General features: G+C 64.7%; 15 protein-coding genes and 1 pseudogene. 7 read left to right on the top strand and 9 right to left on the bottom strand.

Translation table 11 applies throughout. From position 1 onward, the window contains the following. Positions 1 to 264: 264 nt before the first annotated feature. Positions 265 to 1,311: an NF038122 family metalloprotease gene (locus CR152_RS18690; RefSeq protein ID WP_099876982.1), complete on the top strand. Its 1,047-nt coding sequence runs from the start codon at positions 265 to 267 to the stop codon at positions 1,309 to 1,311. 61 nt (positions 1,312 to 1,372) lie between these two features. On the opposite strand, the gene clpB is transcribed toward CR152_RS18690, so the two are convergent. Next, positions 1,373 to 3,955, bottom strand: coding sequence for an ATP-dependent chaperone ClpB (clpB, locus tag CR152_RS18685; protein WP_099876980.1), 2,583 nt, complete (start codon positions 3,953 to 3,955; stop codon positions 1,373 to 1,375). A 137-nt stretch (positions 3,956 to 4,092) separates the two neighbouring features. Here clpB and pepN point away from each other — a divergent pair, with 137 nt between their 5' ends. Continuing rightward, positions 4,093 to 6,732 carry an aminopeptidase N gene (pepN, locus tag CR152_RS18680; RefSeq protein WP_229413450.1) on the top strand — a complete coding sequence of 880 codons (2,640 nt, stop codon included), beginning with the start codon at positions 4,093 to 4,095 and terminating at the stop codon, positions 6,730 to 6,732. Between the two features lie 39 nt (positions 6,733 to 6,771). On the opposite strand, the gene yiaA is transcribed toward pepN, so the two are convergent. The 6 genes from yiaA to CR152_RS33080 all read right to left on the bottom strand — a co-directional run bounded on the left by yiaA (position 6,772) and on the right by CR152_RS33080 (position 11,876). Beyond that, a complete protein-coding gene (gene yiaA / locus CR152_RS18675; RefSeq protein ID WP_099876977.1) occupies positions 6,772 to 7,209 on the bottom strand; it encodes an inner membrane protein YiaA in 438 nt (145 codons plus the stop codon). A gap of 21 nt (positions 7,210 to 7,230) precedes the next feature. After that, positions 7,231 to 7,605: a fluoride efflux transporter CrcB gene (gene crcB / locus CR152_RS18670; RefSeq protein WP_099876974.1), complete on the bottom strand. Its 375-nt coding sequence runs from the start codon at positions 7,603 to 7,605 to the stop codon at positions 7,231 to 7,233. Continuing rightward, positions 7,602 to 8,069 (bottom strand): molybdopterin synthase catalytic subunit MoaE, encoded by a 468-nt coding sequence (gene moaE / locus CR152_RS18665; protein ID WP_099882491.1) that lies wholly within the window; start codon positions 8,067 to 8,069, stop codon positions 7,602 to 7,604. Before moaE ends, crcB begins: the two co-directional genes overlap by 4 nt. After that, positions 8,069 to 10,618: a DUF349 domain-containing protein gene (locus tag CR152_RS18660; protein ID WP_099876973.1), complete on the bottom strand. Its 2,550-nt coding sequence runs from the start codon at positions 10,616 to 10,618 to the stop codon at positions 8,069 to 8,071. Before CR152_RS18660 ends, moaE begins: the two co-directional genes overlap by 1 nt. A 232-nt stretch (positions 10,619 to 10,850) precedes the next feature. Next, a complete protein-coding gene (locus tag CR152_RS18655) occupies positions 10,851 to 11,465 on the bottom strand; it encodes a hypothetical protein (protein ID WP_099876970.1) in 615 nt (204 codons plus the stop codon). 9 nt (positions 11,466 to 11,474) lie between these two features. Beyond that, positions 11,475 to 11,876 (bottom strand): hypothetical protein, encoded by a 402-nt coding sequence (locus CR152_RS33080; RefSeq protein WP_157778583.1) that lies wholly within the window; start codon positions 11,874 to 11,876, stop codon positions 11,475 to 11,477. Positions 11,877 to 11,939: 63 nt separating this feature from the next. Between CR152_RS33080 and CR152_RS18650 the strand changes: the two genes are divergently transcribed. After that, on the top strand, positions 11,940 to 14,924 hold the full coding sequence (locus tag CR152_RS18650) for a PAS domain S-box protein (RefSeq protein ID WP_229413449.1): 2,985 nt from the start codon (positions 11,940 to 11,942) through the stop codon (positions 14,922 to 14,924). 3 nt (positions 14,925 to 14,927) lie between these two features. Here CR152_RS18650 and CR152_RS18645 read toward each other — a convergent pair whose 3' ends face one another. Beyond that, positions 14,928 to 15,938: a metallophosphoesterase gene (locus tag CR152_RS18645; RefSeq protein WP_157778582.1), complete on the bottom strand. Its 1,011-nt coding sequence runs from the start codon at positions 15,936 to 15,938 to the stop codon at positions 14,928 to 14,930. Between the two features lie 207 nt (positions 15,939 to 16,145). On the opposite strand from CR152_RS18645, the gene CR152_RS18640 reads away from it, so the two are divergent. Next, positions 16,146 to 16,685 (top strand): hypothetical protein, encoded by a 540-nt coding sequence (locus CR152_RS18640; RefSeq protein WP_099876964.1) that lies wholly within the window; start codon positions 16,146 to 16,148, stop codon positions 16,683 to 16,685. Between the two features lie 49 nt (positions 16,686 to 16,734). Next, positions 16,735 to 16,968 (top strand): annotated as a pseudogene (locus tag CR152_RS34250) (hypothetical protein); the annotation flags it as partial. A gap of 12 nt (positions 16,969 to 16,980) precedes the next feature. On the opposite strand, the gene CR152_RS33075 reads toward CR152_RS34250, so the two are convergent. Beyond that, a complete protein-coding gene (locus CR152_RS33075) occupies positions 16,981 to 17,142 on the bottom strand; it encodes a hypothetical protein (RefSeq protein WP_157778581.1) in 162 nt (53 codons plus the stop codon). Positions 17,143 to 17,264: 122 nt separating this feature from the next. Here CR152_RS33075 and CR152_RS34245 point away from each other — a divergent pair, with 122 nt between their 5' ends. Then, positions 17,265 to 17,477 (top strand): hypothetical protein, encoded by a 213-nt coding sequence (locus CR152_RS34245; RefSeq protein WP_099882488.1) that lies wholly within the window; start codon positions 17,265 to 17,267, stop codon positions 17,475 to 17,477. Positions 17,478 to 17,581: 104 nt separating this feature from the next. Then, positions 17,582 to 18,421 (top strand): hypothetical protein, encoded by an 840-nt coding sequence (locus tag CR152_RS18625; RefSeq protein ID WP_099876961.1) that lies wholly within the window; start codon positions 17,582 to 17,584, stop codon positions 18,419 to 18,421. Positions 18,422 to 18,502: the final 81 nt, after the last annotated feature.

The following is an 18,502-nucleotide window of genomic DNA, read 5'->3' as shown; positions in this document are numbered from 1 at the left end:
GCTTTGCGGGCGCGTCATTGCCTGCGACTCGCTCCGCACCCTCCCCATCTCACGACTGTCGGAAATCTTTACAGTTGAACTGTCAAATCTCGCCTTGTCCAAAATTTAATCTTTAGTAACAAGGGCTTAACATTCTGGCGCGAAACTTGCTCTTTAGCATACGTTTTTAAGAGAAATTCACGCACCCAATGCTTCTCAGCATGAAGCGTGATGAAAAATATATTAATAGTCTGATTTTAATCAGCGACACCTTGAAAAGCGGAAATGAAAACTTTAAAACGTTTACTGAAGATCGCGCCGGTCCTCCTGTGCGCTTACGCGGGCTCGGCCCAGGCACTCGTCATCAACTTCACCCCGGCGCCCGGCATGGATCCGCTGGCGCTGGCCGGCTTTCAGGCCGCTGCCACGCGCTGGACCAACGTCCTGCATGACAACGTCCAGGTCAACCTGAACATCGGCTTCATGGCGCTCGAGCCGGGCGTGCTCGGCTCGACCGGCTCGACCCGGGAACTGTTCAGCTACGATGACTACCGCAAGGCACTCGCCAAGGATGCCTGGAGCATCAGCGACAAGACCGCCGTGTCGAACCTGTCGAAAAGCAGCTGCCTGAATGTGATCATGAACGGCACCGGCACCAACCCGTCGGGCGTCGGCAGCGCCACGCCCTTTCTGGACGATAACTGCGACGACAACAACAGCAACATCCGCATGACCCGCGCCAACGCACGCGCGCTCGGCCTGGCCGGCGCCAAGGATGACGTCTCTGACGGCGAAATCAATTTCAGCAGCCTGTTCAACTGGGACTTCGATCCGAGCAATGGCGTCGACGGCAAGGCCTACGACTTCATCGGCGTGGCCGCGCACGAAATCGGCCACGCGCTCGGCTTCATCAGCGGCGTCGACATCCTCGATTACAACCTCACCGGCGACTATGCCGACGCGGAATTCACCTACATCGCCCCGGGCGACCTGTATCGCTGCTCGGACCATAGCAAGAAAAAAGCGGCGGACCTGGACTGGTCGGCCGACACGCGCACCAAGTTCTTCTCGCTCGATAAATGCCAGAACAAGCTGGCGACCTTCTCCACCGGCGCGACCCATGGCGACGGCCAGCAGGCCAGCCACTGGCAGGATGAACTGCATCTGGGTCTGCTCGACCCGACCGCGGACCGTGGCGAAAAGCTCGGCCTGTCGCCGCTGGACGTGCAGTATTTTGACGTGATCGGCTGGAACGTGGTTCCCGAGCCGGGCGCGATTGCGCTCTTCATGCTTGGCCTGGCTGGCCTGGTGGGCGTACGCCGCAAGCGTTGATCCAACGTGGCGCAGACGGGCTGCGTGCCCGCCTGCGCCAGTTTGACTATGCGATCCGTGCTTACTCGAACGTCAAACTGCCGTTTTTGACCCGCACCGGGATCTGGTCCTTCGGCCCGAAACGTCCCGACAAAATCAGCTTCGACAGCGGATTTTCGATCTGCTGCTGGATGGCCCGCTTGAGCGGCCGCGCGCCATACACCGGGTCGTAGCCCGCCTCCGCGATCTTCTGCAAGGCTTCTTCCGAGATATCGAGCGTCATTTCCATCTTCGCCAGGCGCTGTTCCAGATGCTTGAGCTGGATCTTGGCGATCGCGCCGATGTTCTTCTCATCGAGCGCATGGAACACCACGATCTCGTCGATCCGGTTGATGAACTCCGGCCGGAAGTGCGAACGCACCTCCGCCATCACCGCAAGCTTAACCACGCCCGGATCGTCGCTGTCCATCGACTGGATCTTGTGCGAGCCCAGGTTCGAGGTCATCACGATCACCGTGTTCTTGAAGTCCACCGTGCGTCCCTGTCCGTCGGTCATGCGGCCGTCGTCGAGCACCTGCAGCAGCACGTTGAAGACATCGCTGTGCGCCTTTTCGACTTCATCGAGCAGGATCACGCTGTACGGTTTGCGCCGCACGGCTTCGGTCAGGTAACCGCCTTCGTCGTAGCCCACGTAGCCTGGCGGCGCGCCGATCAGGCGGGCCACCGAATGCTTCTCCATGAATTCGCTCATGTCGATACGGATCATCGACTCCTCGGTATCGAACAGGAAGCCCGCCAGCGCCTTGCACAACTCGGTCTTGCCGACGCCCGTGGGGCCCAGGAACATGAAGGAGCCGTACGGACGGTTCGGGTCCGACAGGCCCGCGCGCGAGCGCCGGATCGCATCGGCCACGGCGACGATCGCCTCGTCCTGCCCCACCACGCGCTCGTGCAGCTTTTCTTCGATGTGCAGCAGCTTGTCACGCTCGCCCTGCATCATGCGCGAGACCGGAATGCCGGTCGCGCGCGAGACCACTTCGGCGATTTCCTCGGCGCCGACCTGGGTGCGCAGCAGCTTGGGCTTGGCGTTTTCGACGGGCTTGGTGGTATCGGCCTCGGCGTGCTTCAACTGCGCTTCGAGTTCGGGCAGCTTGCCGTACTGGAGTTCCGACACTTTCTGCCAGTTGCTGCTGCGCGTCGCCTCTTCCATCTGCAGGCGCACGCGCTCGATTTCTTCCTTGATGTGGGTGGTGCCCTGCACCATGGCTTTTTCAGACTTGAGAATTTCCTCGAAGTCGTTGTACTCGCGTTCCAGGCGCGCGATTTCATCGTCGATCAGGTCCAGGCGCTTGCGCGAGGCTTCATCCTTTTCCTTCTTGACCGCTTCGCGTTCGATTTTCAGCTGGATGATGCGGCGTTCCAGCTTGTCCATCACCTCCGGCTTGGAATCGATCTCGATCTTGATCTTCGAGGCCGCTTCGTCGATCAGGTCGATCGCCTTGTCGGGCAAGAAGCGGTCGGTGATGTAGCGGTGCGACAGTTCGGCCGCGGCGATGATGGCGGCGTCGGTGATTTCCACCTTGTGATGCAGCTCGTACTTGTCCTGCAGGCCGCGCAGGATTGCGATGGTCGCTTCCACGGTCGGCTCGTCGACCAGGATTTTCTGGAAGCGGCGCTCCAGCGCGGCATCCTTCTCGATGTATTTGCGGTACTCGTCGAGCGTGGTCGCGCCGACGCAATGGAGTTCGCCGCGCGCCAGCGCGGGTTTGAGCATATTGCCCGCATCCATGGCGCCTTCGGCCTTGCCGGCACCGACCATGGTGTGCATCTCGTCGATGAAGACGATGGTCTGGCCTTCATCCTGCGCCAGTTCCTTGAGCACGGATTTGAGGCGTTCCTCGAACTCGCCGCGGAACTTGGCGCCCGCCAGCAGGGCCGCCATGTCGAGCGAGAGCACGCGCTTGCCCTTGAGCGAGTCGGGCACCTCGCCGTTGATGATGCGCTGCGCCAGGCCCTCGACGATGGCGGTCTTGCCCACGCCAGGTTCGCCGATCAGCACCGGGTTGTTCTTGGTGCGCCGCTGCAGCACCTGGATCGCGCGCCGGATCTCGTCGTCGCGCCCGATCACCGGATCGAGCTTGCCCAGGCGGGCGCGCTCGGTCAGGTCGAGCGTGTATTTTTTCAGCGATTCGCGCTGGCCTTCGGCGTCGGCCGACTTCACGCCTTCGCCGCCGCGCACGGCCTGGATCGCAGTCTCCAGCGCCTTGCGTGTCAGCCCGCTTTCGCGCGCCAGGGTGCCGGCGTCGGACTTGTCTTCGGTCAGCGCCAGCAGCACCATTTCGCTGGAAAGGAACTGGTCGCCACGCTTCTGCGCTTCCTTGTCGGCCAGATTGAGGACGCCCACGAGTTCACGCCCCGCCTGCACCTGGCCGCCGTTGCCCGACACTTTCGGCAAGCGCTCCAGGGAACTGCGCAGGGCCGTGGTCAGGCTGCCCACGTTCACGCCGGCGCGCTGCAGCAGCGAACGCGCGGCGCCATCGTCCTGGTTCAACAGGGCGGACAGCAGGTGGACCGGTTCGATATACTGATTGTCATTGCCCACCGCCAGGCTTTGCGCATCGGACAGCGCTTCCTGCAGCTTGGTGGTCATTTTGTCTTGGCGCATGGTCGAGCTCCACAAAAGAGTGTGATTTAACTTGAATGAAAGATTGGGCCGTGACCGACTTTTTCAAGGCATGCAGCCCGATGCAGGTGTCACGCATGATATTCTTGCGTTATTGAAACTTTTATTGGGATGCCGCCTTGTCTATTCCTCGCCTGCGCGCCCTCGGCGCCCTCCTTCTCGCCGGCGCCGCCTGCACCGCCAGCGCCGCCGCCCCGGCGCCCGTGCGCGCCGACGCCCTCACCCAGGCCGAGGCAGCGGCGCGATCGAAGCGCATCGCCAACGTGGCTTATATACTCGACTTCACGCTGAACGGCACCGACACTTTCAGCGGCACCAGCACCCTGCAGTTCGACCTGGCCGACACCGGCTTGCCCATCACCGTCGATCTGGACAAGGCCACCATCACTGCCCTCAGCGTCAACGGCGTGGCGGTCGCGCCGCAGTACAACAAGGCCTACATCACGATTGCGGCGCGCCACCTCAAGACGGGCCGCAATAGCGTGACCGTCAGCTACCAGCGCGCCCACAGCACCAATGGCGAAGGGCTGCACCGCATGGTCGACCCGGTCGACGGCAAGGTCTACACCTACTCGCACTTCGAGCCGGCGGCGGCGCACCAGATGTTCGCCCTGTTCGACCAGCCCGACCTGAAGGCGACCTATCAGCTCAGCGTCACCGCCCCGGCCAATTGGCAGGTGGTCTCCACCAAACGCGAAAGCGCCATCGAGGAGCGCGGCGCCGCGCGGCGCTGGACCTTCCCGGCCACCAAACAACTGAGCGCCTACAATTTTTCGATGCACGCGGGGCCGTACAAGGTCTGGGAAGACAACAGCGGCCCGTATCCGATGCGCCTGTTCGCGCGCCAGTCGGTCGCCGCGCAAGTGTCCCCGGGCGACTGGTTCAAGTACACCAAACAGGGCCTGGCCTACTTCGACAATTATTTCGGCATCCCCTACCAGTTCGAAAAATACGACCAGCTGATGGTCCCCGACTTCCTGTACGGCGCCATGGAAAACGCGGCCGCGGTCACCTTCGCCGAAGACGGGTTTCTCTACAAGGCGGCCATGACGGACGCCCAGCGCGAAAGCCTGGCCGAAGTGATCCTGCACGAAATGGCGCACCAGTGGTTCGGCGACCTGGTGACCATGAAATGGTGGAACGGCCTGTGGCTCAACGAAAGCTTCGCCTCCTTCATGGCGACCATGGCGACGGCCGAATCGACCGAGTTCACCGGCGCCTGGCAAACCTTTTATTCCGAGGGCAAGCAGGAAGCCTACGTGCAGGACCAGAGCCCGGCCACGCACCCGATCGAGGTGCCGGTGGCGTCGACCGCGAACGCGTTCGACAACATCGACGCGATCACCTATTCGAAAGGCGCGTCGACCCTCAAGCAGCTGCGCCATTTGCTCGGCGAAGAGGTTTTCCGCAAGGGCGTGCACAACTACCTCGTGAAGTACCAGTACAAGAACGCGCAGCTCGATGATTTCATCGGCAGCCTGGGCGACGCCGCGGGGCGCGACCTCAAGCCGTGGACAAAGCAATGGCTGTACAAGGCCGGCGTGAACACGCTGGCGGCCGAGTACCGCTGCAGCGCCGGCAAAGTGGCCAGCTTCACCTTGCGCCAGGGCGCCACGCCCGCGCTGCCGACCCTGCGCGAGCAGCGCGTGCAGGTCGCCACCTTCGTTCTGGTGGACGGCAAGCTCACTGGCGGGACGACCGTAGCGGTCACCTATAGCGGCGCAACGACGGCGGTGCCGGCGCTGGTGGGCAGCGCCTGTCCCGACCTGGTGTATCCGAACTACCAGGACTGGGGCTACGTCAAGGTCAAGCTGGACAAGCGCTCGTTCGCCACCGTCAGCAGCCACCTGGGCGCCATCGACGAGCCGCTGCTGCGCGCGATGATGTGGCAAAGCCTGTGGGACGGCGTGCGCGATGGCGAACTGCCGCTGGAAAGCTTCATCCAGACCGCGCTGACCTACGCGCCGCTCGAAAAAAACTACAACCTGCTCGGCGACGTGCTGACCAAGGTGGCGAGCGCAAAATACTACATCGATGTGATGCACGCGCCGCCGCGCTACGCGCAAAAGACCATCGCCGCGCTGGAACACATGGCATGGAGCGGCGTCCTCGCCAGCAAGGGCAACGCCAACTTCACGCACCGCTGGATGGACGCCTACCTGAACGCCGCCACCACCCCGCAAGCGCAGGAGCGGCTGGTATCGGTCCTGAATGGCGCCACCGTGCTCGACGGCGTGCCGCTGGACCAGGACCTGCGCTGGAAGATCGTCGAAGCCCTGAGCCGCGCCGGGTACGCCGGCAGCGCGGCCTTGAGCGAGGCCGAACAGGCACGCGACAAATCCGACGCCGGCCAGACGGCCGCGCTGCGCGCCGCCGTGATCCGGCCCGATCCCGCCGTCAAGCAGCAATGGCTGGCGACGATCATGGACCTGAAAACCACGCTGCCGTTTTCGCGCGTGCGCACGGCGATGGAAAACCTGTATCCGCCCACGCAGCGCGCCTTGAGCGAAATGAGCGCGGCGCAGCGCCTGCGCCAGCTGCCGGCACTCGACAAGGCCGCCGGTCCGGTCTACATGCGCGCATGGGCCGCGACCCTGATACCGAAGGACTGCACGCCGGCCAGCGTGCAGCGCCTGGCAAGGGCCGACAAGCAATTGAAGGGATTATCGGAAGGGACCATGCGCGCGCTGCGCGACCAGCATGAAAACGAGCGGCGCTGCCTGGCGGTCAGGAAGGCGATGAAGTTCCCGCAGCAGTGATGCGCTTGGCGGGCCGCGCCTGGCGGCCCGCTGCCGTTTTTACTGCTTGCCCGAATCGACGAACGTGTCTTTCGGGTCTTCCGCCAGCGCGACGTCGCGCACGTTCTTTTGCACGGCGACCGCGGCGAACAGGCTGAGCACGAACGACATCGCATAGAAGCCCTTTTCGCTCGGCGCCAGCGTGGCGTTCCACAGGCCCACCGTCAGCAGCAGCATCGACAGCAGCAAAGACACCCAGCACAGCGCAAAGTAGATGCCCGTGACCCTCACGCCTTCAAGGCGGTCGCGTACCGACTTTTGCAGCGACACGGCGGCGAACAGGCCGTACATCAGCAAGGTGAAGTAATAGCCGCGCTCATTGAGCTGCATCGCCGAGTTCCACAGTCCGATGAGGAAGGTACCGGCGCCGATGAAGATGGCCGCCCAGGATGCGCCGATAAAGGCACCGGTAGGACGTTGCGGCAGTTGCTTGGACATTGAATTCTCCTTGGTTTGACATCATGTGGATAGTGCGCGCCAGCTTGCATGGCCGGCGATACAGCAGATAATCGATCCGGCCAGGTGCAGGGCCGAATGCGCCAGCGCCCAGCCATGGTCGCCGCGCTCGAGCAGCACCATGGCTTCGCCGGAAAAAGTGGAAAATGTCGTCAGGCCGCCCAGGAAACCGGTCACCGCGAACAGGCGCCATTCGGGCGGCAGCAGCGGATGCGCCGCGAAAAAGCCCAGTGCCACGCCGATCAGGTAGCCGCCGCCGAGGTTCACGGCCAGGGTGCCGAGCTGCAGTTTCGGGTGCAGGGCACCGAGCCACAGTCCCAGCCCCCAGCGCAGCCACGCACCGAGCGCGGCTCCCACGCCGACGGCGACAAAATTCATTTATCGGCCCAGTTCGCGGTCCACTTGGCCAGCGCGGCGTCGTCGGTCACGCGCGCGTCGACCCAGCGCGCGCCGTCCGGCGTCTGCTCCTTCTTCCAGAACGGGGCGTCGGTCTTGAGGTAATCGATGATGAATTCGCAGGCGGCGAAGGCCTCGCCACGGTGCGCCGCGGTGCACGCCACCAGCACGATCTGGTCGAGCGGCGCGAGCGGCCCGACCCGGTGCACCACCAGCGCGCCAAACAAAGGCCAGCGTTCACCGGCCTGCGCCACGATCTGTTCGAGCGCCTGCTCGGTCATGCCGGGATAATGTTCGAGCTCCATGGCGGCCACGCTGGCGCCGTCATTCATGTCGCGCACGGTGCCGACAAAGCTGACCACTGCACCGATGCGCGCATCCTGCGCGCGCAGGGCCGCCATTTCGGTGCTCAGGTCGAAGTCGGCGGTCTGGACCCGCACCGCCATCATTTGCCGTCCCTGGCGATGCGCGTGAACAGGTGTTCGATGCGCGACGCGGTACGGTCATCCACCAGCGCCGGCATGGCGCACAGCTGCAGGAACTGGGCTGCCTGGTTGCCCGGCTTCTGGCCCGACTTGAGCGATGACTGCAAGGTCTCGACCTGCAGCTTCAGGCGTTCGCGCGCGAATTCGCTGCCGCTGTCGATGCCGGCCGCGATTTCGAGGCGCAGGATTTCGTGCAGCAGCGGCTCGCGGTTTTTCTCGAGCAGCGCGGCAAACGCCGCCCGGCCCTCGCCGCGTGCCGCCAGCGCCGCATCGAAGCGTGCCTTGAGCGTACGTTCGTGACTGGCGTCCAGCGCCGGCAAGGCGCTCCAGCGCGCACTCCAGTCGATGCTGTCGGCGTCAGCCCCGCCGGCGGCAACCTGAGCTTCGAGTTCCTGGCACAGGCGCAGCTTGTCGCGCAGCGCGCTGGCCTGGGCGCGGCTGGCGTCGCGTTTGGCAGCGTCGACATGGTGCTGCAGCGCGGCGATGGCGGCGTGATAGCGCTTCTCGACCTTCGCTTCGTTGGCGCGCGGGACCGCGCCGATGGCGTTCCATTCGGCGGCCGCTTCGCGCAGCAGTTTTGCGGCGTGGGCGGCGGCGTCAGGCGCGCCGGCGGCTTGTTCCAGGCGCGCGCTGATAGCGTCCTTCGCTTCCTGGTGGCTGCGCCGTTCGGCATCGGCCGCGTTGGCGCTTTCCTTGCGGCGCGCGAAAACGGCATCGCAGGCGGCGCGGAATTTCTGCCACAGCGCCTGCTCGGCCTTGCGTTCGAGCGGCACCGCGCGCGCGTGCTCCTGCCAGCGTTCCTGCAGCGAGCGCAGGGTGTCGAGCGCGTGGCGGTCGTGCGCGTCGAGCGCGGCCACCTGGGCGATCATCGCTTCGCGTTCGGCTACTTCGTTCTTGCGCTGCTGTTCCAGCGGCGCCTGCAGGGTGTTGAGCGCATCGGTGAATTCGTGATCGAGGCGCTTCTTTTCCTTGCGGTCGATCGCGCCGAGGTGGCTCCACGCCAGGCGCATGCGCTGCACGGTGGCCGCCATGTGCTTCCAGTCGACGCTCTCGCCCTCGGCCAGCTTGGCGGTTTCCAGCGCCGCTTCGGCGATCAGGGCCTGCGCCTTGGCCGCATTGGTGTGGCGTTCGTCGGCCAGGTGCTTGAAGTGCGCGGCGGCTGGCGCGTAGGCGGCGCTGCAGGCGGCGTCAAAGCGCTCCCACAGGCTCTTGGGCGCGGCACCCGACAAGGTATCGAGCGCCTTCCAGCGTTCGCGCATGCTGCCGACTTTCTTGGCCAGTTCGCTCATCGCCAGTTTTTGCGTGGTGAGCTGCTCGACCGCCTTGATCAGTTCCTCGCGCGAGACATTGCCGCCCCAGCGCGCCCAGTCCGACAGGCGTTTGAGTTCGGCGCGCGCGTGCGCCAGGCGGTCGGCCAGGGCCGGCGTCAGGCGCGTGCCCTTGCTGTCCTTGAGGATCTTGTCCATGTCGGCCGCGCTGCCGAGGGAGCCTTGCTGCAGCGCCGCTTCCATGGCGTCGAGCGTGTCGATGAAATGCTGGTCGGGCGCCTGCACGGGGGCGTTCTTGCGCGCCTCTTTCGGCTTGTGGGCCGAGGGAGCCGGCGCCGGCACCGAGGCAAGCAACACCTCGAAGCGCTGCTGCAGGTCGGCGGCGGCATCCGGCGGCGCCGGTGGCAACTGCTGCCAGGCTTTTTTCAATTGATCCTGGTTGAACGCGCCGGGCGGCGTGGCGCGCCATTCGGCCAGCGCGGTTTCGCGTGCGATCACGGCCGACTGGCCCTGCTCCAGCGCGCCCAGCGAGGCGCTCAGGCGCGCGTGCTCGGAGGCGAATTCGTTGGTCAGGCTGCGCGGCAGCGAAGCGTGTTCCGGTGCGGCCAGCGCGGCGGCGTGGGTTTGCGCCATCTGTTCCAGGCGCTCGGCCAGCTCGGCGGCGCGCAGGTCGCTGTTGCCGAGGGCGCGCAAGGCGGTCAGGCTGTCAATCATGGCGCGCTGCAAGCTCACCTGGGCTTCCAGGCGCTGCGCCAGCTGGGTGCGGATGGCATCGAACTCGGCGGCCAGTTCCGGCGCGGCAATCACCGACCAGCGGCGGTCCAGCTCGGCAACCTGGTTGGGCGAGAGCTTCTCGTCCTTGAGCAGCGTCTGCGCTTGCTCGATGCAGGCCTGGCCGCGCGCAAGCTCGGCCTGGTGGTGGCGCAGCGCGTCCAGGCGCGACTGCATCAGCTTGGCGACGCGGCGGTCGGTATTGCGCATGGCGGCGTGTACGCGTTCGAGCGCGGCGGCTGAATGCACTTGCTCGGCGGCGGTCAGGCGCAGCTCGGAAAAATCGGATTGCAGGATGAACTCGACGGCGGCGGCTTCATCGCCGGCCAGCGCGGCTACCTTTTCGGCCTGCTGGGCACGCAGCGCGCTGGTCTGCGCGGCCGCCGGAGCTGGATTCGGGCTCGCCTGCGCGGACTTTCCGGCAGGGGTGTCGGACTTGTCGGCCGGTCGCTTGAAAAGGAATTCGAACATGACGTGATATCAACCATTCAAAACCACCATCATAGCAAGAATGGCGCGGAAAGCACGCGATAGGAAGGAGTATTAATGGTTGATACCGCGGGTGGCTTGCGCCGCCCGGGCAGGCTTATCGGCGCGGGCCGGGCCATCTTGCGGCCATTCGGGCCATCCTGGCCCGGCGCAGGCGCGTTGAGCCCCCGCCCGGCCAGAAATCCACACCCCGCGCCAGCCGGGTGGACGGCGTTTAATGGGCGAAATGCGGCGAGAAGCGGCGTTCGACGCCGCCGTCCATGCGCTCGTGCTCGCCGTCATTTCCGCGGCGCGACAGTACGATGGCCTGGCGCGACGGTTTGCGTTCTTGCACGTAAGCATCTTGAGCCAGCATTTCGTTGGCAATGGAAAACCACGCCTCGCCGGAAATCACGGCCCGTGCCACTGGAAACAGCTCGTGCTCCTCGCGCTCCAGGCGCTTGAGCGTGGCGCTGCAAAACGCTTCGAGCGCGGCGCAGAACTGGGCCACGCTGGCATAGGTGTCGAGCGCCTGGAAGCCGAGCCGCACCACCAGCACGCCGACGGCATCGGCAGCGGCCCGGCCCAGTTCTTCCAGGTCGAGCAGCAGCCGGTCGGCGGCGGGACTGGCTTTGCGGATCGCCGGCACCAGGAACATGTCGATCTTGCGCCAGTGGCAATTTTCGTACAGGCGCTTGACGGTCTCGCAAGCGGCCCCCACCTGCCCTGCGGCGAGCGCGTTCTGATGCGCGAACGTGGAATGAAGCAGCTTTTGCAAAGCCTGTACCTGCGCGCGAAGCTTGGCTTGCTCGACAGACAGTGCAACCAGGGTATATGTCGCCGTTAACATTCGGTCTCCTCAAAAGTTGCCCGCATACTCAAGATCCGGACGCTGGTGCGCGGGAGCCTGGCTGGAGTCGTGTGTTTTGGCAGGCTTGAAGTTGTTCTTTATGAACTCTTGCGTCAGCCCGGAGAAACCAGTGTAAGGAACTCCGACACCAGACGTTTGATCTAGCGCAAGCGGCACGCCATCAATCGGTTTCTTGTGAGCACATAGGCAACGCAATGTTGCGCCGTTCGGGGGCAGCGGGCTGGCGACACCTCCGTTTAATGGCAAAACGTCATGCATTGTTCCTGCGCCCAAGATTTTTTTGAGTCTGCCAACCACATCGCCGGTATTTGCGCGCAGAATGTAAGTTAGGGCGGGGCCCGATTTCAAGCATTTTTGGCCGCGCCATTTCTTTTGATGCCAACCAACCATCAGGGGACGCCTATTCCTTCCGCCAGCGTATTTCGACGATCAGCCAGGCGCCTGTTCCGGGTCATGCTGCTCCCGTGCTTTGCGCTGTCGATGTTGGCCGCCATCTGGATCACCCTGTTTCACCAGATGGGGGTCGAGCGCGCCGCCGCCCATCACGATGCGGTACTGTCCAGCCAGGCACTGGCGCGCGTGCTGTCCGAACATGTCAGCCACATCCTGCGCCAGAGCGACCACGCGACCCAGCTTTTCAAGCTCAAATTCGAGGAAACCGACGGCGGCCTGCGCCTGGCCGAATTCGCCCAGCGCAACGGCCTGCTCGACAGCGTACTGCCGGCCAAGCTCAACCTGCCGATGGCCCTGATCGACCGCCACGGCAAGGTACTCGACAGTGCCAATGGCTTCAGCGCCGGTCCCGGCCCCACCGCCGGCACGTCGTGGTTCCTGGCACTTGCGGGCGGCGCCGGCGACGCCTCCCAGTTCTCGACCCCGGTGATCGAGCCGCGCAGCGGCAAGTGGCTGATCCAGATCGCGCGCCGCCTCAACGATGGCGACGGCAAGTTCGCCGGCGCCATCGTGATCATGATCGATCCGCTCTACTTCGTCGACGACTACGACCGCGTCAACGTCGACGACGAGGCGGCCCTGTTCCTGTGGGCGCACGACGCCCGGCTGACCATCGGGCGCGTGGGCGAGCGCCTGTTCGTCGGCGAAGGCCTGGGCTTCAGTGCGCGCAAAGTGGGCGGCGTGCCCACCGAGGAACTGGAAGCGACCGCGCCGCCGGACCGCATCGCGCGCATCTACAGCTACAGCGACATGGACCGCTACGCGCTGGTGGCGGTGGTGGGCATCACCGAGCGCGCCGCGATGGAAAAATTCGAGCGCCACCGCATCCGTTACCTGTGGATGGCGCTGGCCGCGACCCTGGCCATCGTCGCGGTGACGGCGCTGCTGATGCGCCAGAGCGCGCGCCTGCGCGCCAGCATGCGCGCCGCGCGCGACGCCCAGGCCACCTCGCGCGCGGCGGCCGAGGGCAGCCTCGATGGCGTCATGTTCCTCAAGGCGCGCCGCGACGCCGACGGCAAGATCGTCGACTTCGTCGTGGCCGACATCAACGACAAGGGCGCGGCCATGCTGGGGCATACGCGCGGCGCCGTCACCGGACAGGGCATCCTGCCGCTGCTGCCGTGCGACGTCGACCCGCCGTTCCTCGAACGCTACGCCCGGGTGCTGCTCGAATCGCAGCCGCTCGAAGAAGAAGTCGAGCTGCGCGCCCCCGGCGAGCGGGCGGTGTGGATCCGCCATCAGATCGTGCCGATTCCAGGCGGGGTGGCGGTGAGCTGGCGCGACATCAGCGCGCGCAAGCTGGCCGAACTCGAAATCAGCGGCAACCGCGGGTTTCTGCAATCGCTCATCGAGCACCTTCCGCTGCTCATTTACGTCAAGAGCGTGCGCCCGGCCAGCTTCGGCACCATGGTCGTGTGGAACAAGGCCGCCGAAGCGGCCACCGGCTACGCCGCCGACGATGTCATCGGCAAGATCGACCGCATCGCCTTCGCCCCCGATTTCGCCCTCTGCAGCCCGGAGGAAGACCGCGCCATGCTGGCCTGTCCGGCGGCGGTGGACCTGCCCGAAAAACCGCTGCGCCGTCCCGACGGCGAACTGCGCTACCTGCACACGGTGTCGGTGCCGCTGTTCGACAGCGCCGGCGCCATCGAATACATTTTGTGCATCGCCGAAGACGTGACGCGACGCCATGAGCAGGAACAGAACCTGCGCAACAGCGAAGCGCAGCTGACCGCGATCACCAACGCTTCCCCGCTCGGCCTGATCCGCGCCGACCTGCGCGGCAACTGTACCTACGTCAACCGCATGTTCGAGATCATCACCGGCCTGACGCGCGAACAGGCCCTGGGCCGCGGCTGGACCGGCGCGCTCCACCCGGAGGAACGCGACAGCCTCAATGCCATCTTCCAGCACCAGCGCAGGAACCCGGAGCCGTTCAAGAAAGTGGTGCGCTGCCGGCGTCCGGACGGCAGCGTGGTATGGGCCTCCGTCAAGGTGGCGGCGGTGCGCATCGGCGAACGGATCGAAGGTTTTGTGGGCACCATCGACGACATCACCACCCTGCGCGAAGCCGAACTGGCGCTGCGCGAAAGCGAGGCGCGCCTGCGCACCATCGCCGATACGCTGCCGGCCATGGTGGCCTACATCGACGCCAACCAGGTCTACCGCTTCCACAACCTGGCCTATCACCGCGAGTTCGGGCGCGATGGCGCCGACGTGCCGGGCATGACGGTGCGCCAGACCGTGGGCGAAAAGCGTTTCGCCACGCTCGAACCGTACATCCTGCGCGCGCTCAAGGGCGAGACCCTGGTCTTCGAGGAGCACGACGGGCCCGAAGGCGCCGAACGGGCGCTGGAAGTGACCTATATCCCGCAACTGGGCGAAGATGGCGTGACGGTGGTCGGCTTTCACGTCATGCGCCAGGACATCACCTCGCAAAAGCGCGAGAAGAAACGCCTGCTCAAACTGGCCCAGGTCGACGCCCTGACCGGGCTGGCCAACCGCGCCGGCTTCCTGCACAAGCTCAGCGTGGCCATGCGCGAGAGCGCCGACGATGGCCATCTGATGGCGCTGATGTACATGGACGTCGACCATTTCAAGCCGGTCAACGATACCTATGGCCACCATGTGGGCGACGCCCTGCTCAAGGCGTTTTCCGCGCGCCTGACGCAAACCCTGCGCGCCAGCGATACCGTGGCGCGCCTGGGCGGCGACGAATTCACGATCATCATGGAAAAGCTGGCGCGCCCGGAAGACGCGGCGGCCATCGCGGCCAAGATCGTCAGCGCGATGCAGGCGCCGTTCGAGCTGGGCATGGTCACGGTGTCGGTGTCGGCCAGCATCGGCCTGGCCTACTTCAGCGGCGGCACGCCCGATGGGACGCCCGATGGGACGCCCGATCCAGACGCGCTGCTGCAGCAGGCCGACATGCAGCTGTACCAGGCCAAGCAGGCCGGGCGCAATACCTGGCGCGCCGCGGCCTGAGGGTCAGTCGCCGGCGCCGCCTGCCTCGGGCTGGAGCTGCGCCGGCAGGCAGCCGGCGTAACCGGGCCACGGCCGGGTGCAGCGCCAGGCGGGCCGCGCGGCCTTGGTGATGCTGCGCTTGTACAGCAGCTTGCCATTGAGGTCGTAGAGCTCGGCGCTGAACCGCTCGCCCTCGATGCTGGCCCACAGGAAGCCGGGCGTGCGGTCATGTTCAAAATGCACCGGATTGGCGTCGCGCCGCACCAGGCGGGTGGTTTTCGAGCCGGCGCCGGAGACGATGAATTCGGTGCCGCAGCGCGACTTGGGCCACTGCAGGTTGTGGTCGTGAGCGCTGAGGACAATGTCGGCGTTGCCACAAATAATGTCCTCGAACAGATCCTTGAGAGGCGCGCCGTTGACGATCGCCGGGCAAAAATTGCCGCATCCTTCATAGTTACCCGCGTTGCCATGCTCACCATTGGACAGGTAGGAATGGTGGCCGGCCACGATATTCCACTTTGCCCGGGAAATGGCCAGGGCGCCGGCCAGCCACGCGCGCTGTACATCGGTGTTGACGCCCTGCAGATAGCCGGTGGTGTCGAGCGCGAACAGGGCCACCTCGCCTTTCTGGACCAGGTAGAACGGGTGCGGCATTTTCCAGCGCGCCGAGCGCCAGGTGTAGGCAATCTGGAACTGCGGCTTCCAGTAGTCCAGGGGCGGATCGCCGTAGTCGTGGTTGCCCAGCATGGCGTAGAACGGCAGGTCGAGGCCGGCGTAGGGCAGCTCGAATTTTTGCTGGAACTGGGGATCGTCGGGGCGGGTGATTCCTTGCCCGTAGAAATTGTCGCCGAGATAAATCACGAAGTCGCAACCCTTGCGCGCGCACAGCGCCGTCATGGCCTTGCCCATCGCGTACTGGGCCGGATTGCCTTCGCCGGCGTCGCCCAGCGCCAGGAAACGCACCGCCGCCGTTGCCGGCATGGCGAGCGCGGCGCACAGCGACGCGCACAGCAAAAAACGAAGTCGAGCAAGCATGGCGTTCTCCGGTTTGACCGTCCGCTTTGACTGTAGCAGCGGCGACCGGATGACCGCTGAGCGGGCACAACAGCCATTCATGCGGGGCATTGGCGGCAGCGGTATTTCCCGCCGGCGACCATGTCATTTTTTGTACCGAAGCGCCGGGTCGTCACGGCTGAAGTGAGCTAGCCTGAGACGGCATGAATCGACCAACGGGAGCAAAAGATGAGCTCACTTTATGAGAAATGCGGCACCTTCACACCGGACCCGGAGCATCCCTCTGCCGAGGACGCGTTGCCTGGCAATGACCAGGATGCGCTGACGGGCAGCGAGCCCGGCACATCTTCCAAGTTATCGTACTCGACGCATTTTCACCTGAACTACGTCACCGCTTTTGGTGAAAAAGGGAAAAGCGTTGAAGGCAAGAATGTTCTTCGATTCACCTGGTCCAGCAGCGCTGGGGCGGGGGTGAACCTGTGCGTCCCGCTGGCGCACACTTCAGTCAGCTGCAATATCGACGTCAAAGGTGAAAGCGAGCAATTGCGCTTGGACGTAGACACAAGCGCGTCGGAAGCCGGGCTTGGTTCGCCGTCTTCGGTCAATCATCCGCCGAACGAGCAGGAGTCGGGCGAGGAGGCATTGAAGAGCGCCCGTGCCAGGCGCACTGCGGCACTCAATTCGATGTTCGGCATGTGGAAAGATCGCGGCGACACACCCAAAGACGGTCTTCAATTTCAAAAAGAAATGAGGGAGGAATGGCGCTAGTCTTATTCGATACCAACATACTGTCGACGCTCTGAAAGGCGCTGGCGCCGGAGTGGTATCGCTGTCATCGAACCGGGTAAAGGTCGAGTCGTTATTCATCGACGAAGGTTTGGGCAGCCTCGATAGCGGCACCCTCAGGGCAGCCATGGATGCGCTGGACGGGCTGTAGGCGATAGGCCACGAGGCCGGCGTGATCTCGCAGGTGCAGGAGGTGACCAAGCGCATTGCAACGCGCATCTTGGTGCAACCGGACGGCGGCGGCAGCAGTACTGTGGCCGTCCAAAAACGGCAGACGTCAATCCTGGCGTTTCGGCTTGGCCGGGCGCACCTTCGCCAGCTCCCATCCCAGTTCGCGCCGGATTTCCTGCGGGTCGGGCGGCGGGCGGCGCTGGGCGATTTGCGCGCGCAGCCACTGGCGCACGCTTTCCTTGCTTGGTTGCTTGTCGATGTTCATCATGCATCCTGTCTCGATCACTTCGCCCGGGGGCCTGATCCGTTAACGCTGTGCCAGGCCAGCAGTTGACTGCGTGCGCGCACCCCGGTGATAAAATGCGCGTTTTTTACGTCCGGATCTTCCCTATGTCAAAACCCGCCCGCGTGCTCACTTTCAAATGCGCCAACTGCGAGAAACCTGTCAAAGTATTCCTGCAGAAAGTCTCCGCCTGTTCCCACATCCAGCCCTACCAGGGCGTGTGCGGGTGCGGGGTCCTGAAACGCCATGCCACCGGAAACAAGGACGCTGTTGAATCCTATCTCGCATCGCCAGAAGGGCAATGGTCCCATCACCATTGATTGAGATTCCTCAAGGCAATAAAAAAATAATAGAAAAATAACTAAAGTAATCGGCATGGCTGCCGTTATGGTCAGTAACGCAACTTTTTTATTGTCTGACCGCCATGTCTTTCTTGTCCGCCCTGAGCGCCCGCCCGCCCGCCTCCACCATTCTTCCTGCCCCCGCGCAGGCTGGCGGCAGGGGTGTCGGCGCGCAGCTGGCGCCCGCCAGCGGCAATGTCGCCGCGCGCCTGCCGGTGGTCGATCCGGTCTCCCTGTACAACGATAACGTCAGCCTGTCCTCGCAGAGCCTGACGAACCGCGTGAACGAGCTGGCCACGTCGACCGTCGATGTAGCCCAGAAATTTCTCGATACTTTCGTCGGCAAACTGTTCGGCGACGCCGCCAAGGGCGCCAGCGTCAGGTTCGATGCGGTATCGGTGCAGGCCCAGTCGGCGTTTTCAGCCTCGGCCAGCCAGAGCGGCAGCGTGCGCGGCAGCGCCTTTTCCCTCAACGAGAGCGCCAGCTTCATCGGCACCGGCCAGCTGGTCACGGCCGACGGCCAGACTTTCGATTTCGAGCTGGAGGTCAAATACGAGGCCAGCGCCAGCGCCGCCACCGAAGCGGCGGCGCCCGCCAGCCGCCCGGCCCAGCTCGATGCGCCCGATGTATTGGTGCTGACCGGCAAACCGCTGCCGCCCGTCAAGTTCCCCGGCAGCCTGAACGAACTGTTCAAACTGCTCGGACGCGAGCTGCAGGCGCCCGTCAAGGGATCGTCGGGCGAGAATGGCGACAGCCTGGGCGGCAATCTGAGCCTGCGGCTGCTGCGCCTGGTCGACCGCGCCGCCCTGCTCGCGCCCCGTCCGCGTGCGGAAGAACCGGCCGCGGCCCCACTGGACCGCAGCAAGGCGCTGGCCAACTCTTACGGCGGCGCCTCCGCCGCCAGCATCTTCGCCAGCGCCTGAGGGCGCGGCCTGACGGCACGCCCGGCCCACGTATAATAGTCATATTGACGCCCCGCGCCCGCACGGGGCGCTTGCCGTTTT

Source organism: Massilia violaceinigra (genome assembly GCF_002752675.1).
Taxonomy (GTDB): domain Bacteria; phylum Pseudomonadota; class Gammaproteobacteria; order Burkholderiales; family Burkholderiaceae_D; genus Telluria_A; species Telluria_A violaceinigra.
This window is presented reverse-complemented; position numbering and strand designations above follow the sequence as displayed.

What these genes read in the sequence shown, in the direction of transcription:
- CR152_RS18690 (WP_099876982.1), top strand. Translation starts at nt 265, where the DNA reads ATGAAAACTTTAAAACGTTTACTGAAGATCGCGCCGGTCCTCCTGTGC.
- clpB (WP_099876980.1), bottom strand. Translation starts at nt 3,955, where the DNA reads ATGCGCCAAGACAAAATGACCACCAAGCTGCAGGAAGCGCTGTCCGAT.
- yiaA (WP_099876977.1), bottom strand. Translation starts at nt 7,209, where the DNA reads ATGTCCAAGCAACTGCCGCAACGTCCTACCGGTGCCTTTATCGGCGCA.
- crcB (WP_099876974.1), bottom strand. Translation starts at nt 7,605, where the DNA reads ATGAATTTTGTCGCCGTCGGCGTGGGAGCCGCGCTCGGTGCGTGGCTG.
- moaE (WP_099882491.1), bottom strand. Translation starts at nt 8,069, where the DNA reads ATGGCGGTGCGGGTCCAGACCGCCGACTTCGACCTGAGCACCGAAATG.
- CR152_RS18660 (WP_099876973.1), bottom strand. Translation starts at nt 10,618, where the DNA reads ATGTTCGAATTCCTTTTCAAGCGACCGGCCGACAAGTCCGACACCCCT.
- CR152_RS18655 (WP_099876970.1), bottom strand. Translation starts at nt 11,465, where the DNA reads ATGTTAACGGCGACATATACCCTGGTTGCACTGTCTGTCGAGCAAGCC.
- CR152_RS33080 (WP_157778583.1), bottom strand. Translation starts at nt 11,876, where the DNA reads ATGGTTGGTTGGCATCAAAAGAAATGGCGCGGCCAAAAATGCTTGAAA.
- CR152_RS18650 (WP_229413449.1), top strand. Translation starts at nt 11,940, where the DNA reads ATGCTGCTCCCGTGCTTTGCGCTGTCGATGTTGGCCGCCATCTGGATC.
- CR152_RS18645 (WP_157778582.1), bottom strand. Translation starts at nt 15,938, where the DNA reads ATGCTTGCTCGACTTCGTTTTTTGCTGTGCGCGTCGCTGTGCGCCGCG.
- CR152_RS18640 (WP_099876964.1), top strand. Translation starts at nt 16,146, where the DNA reads ATGAGCTCACTTTATGAGAAATGCGGCACCTTCACACCGGACCCGGAG.
- CR152_RS33075 (WP_157778581.1), bottom strand. Translation starts at nt 17,142, where the DNA reads ATGATGAACATCGACAAGCAACCAAGCAAGGAAAGCGTGCGCCAGTGG.
- CR152_RS34245 (WP_099882488.1), top strand. Translation starts at nt 17,265, where the DNA reads ATGTCAAAACCCGCCCGCGTGCTCACTTTCAAATGCGCCAACTGCGAG.
- CR152_RS18625 (WP_099876961.1), top strand. Translation starts at nt 17,582, where the DNA reads ATGTCTTTCTTGTCCGCCCTGAGCGCCCGCCCGCCCGCCTCCACCATT.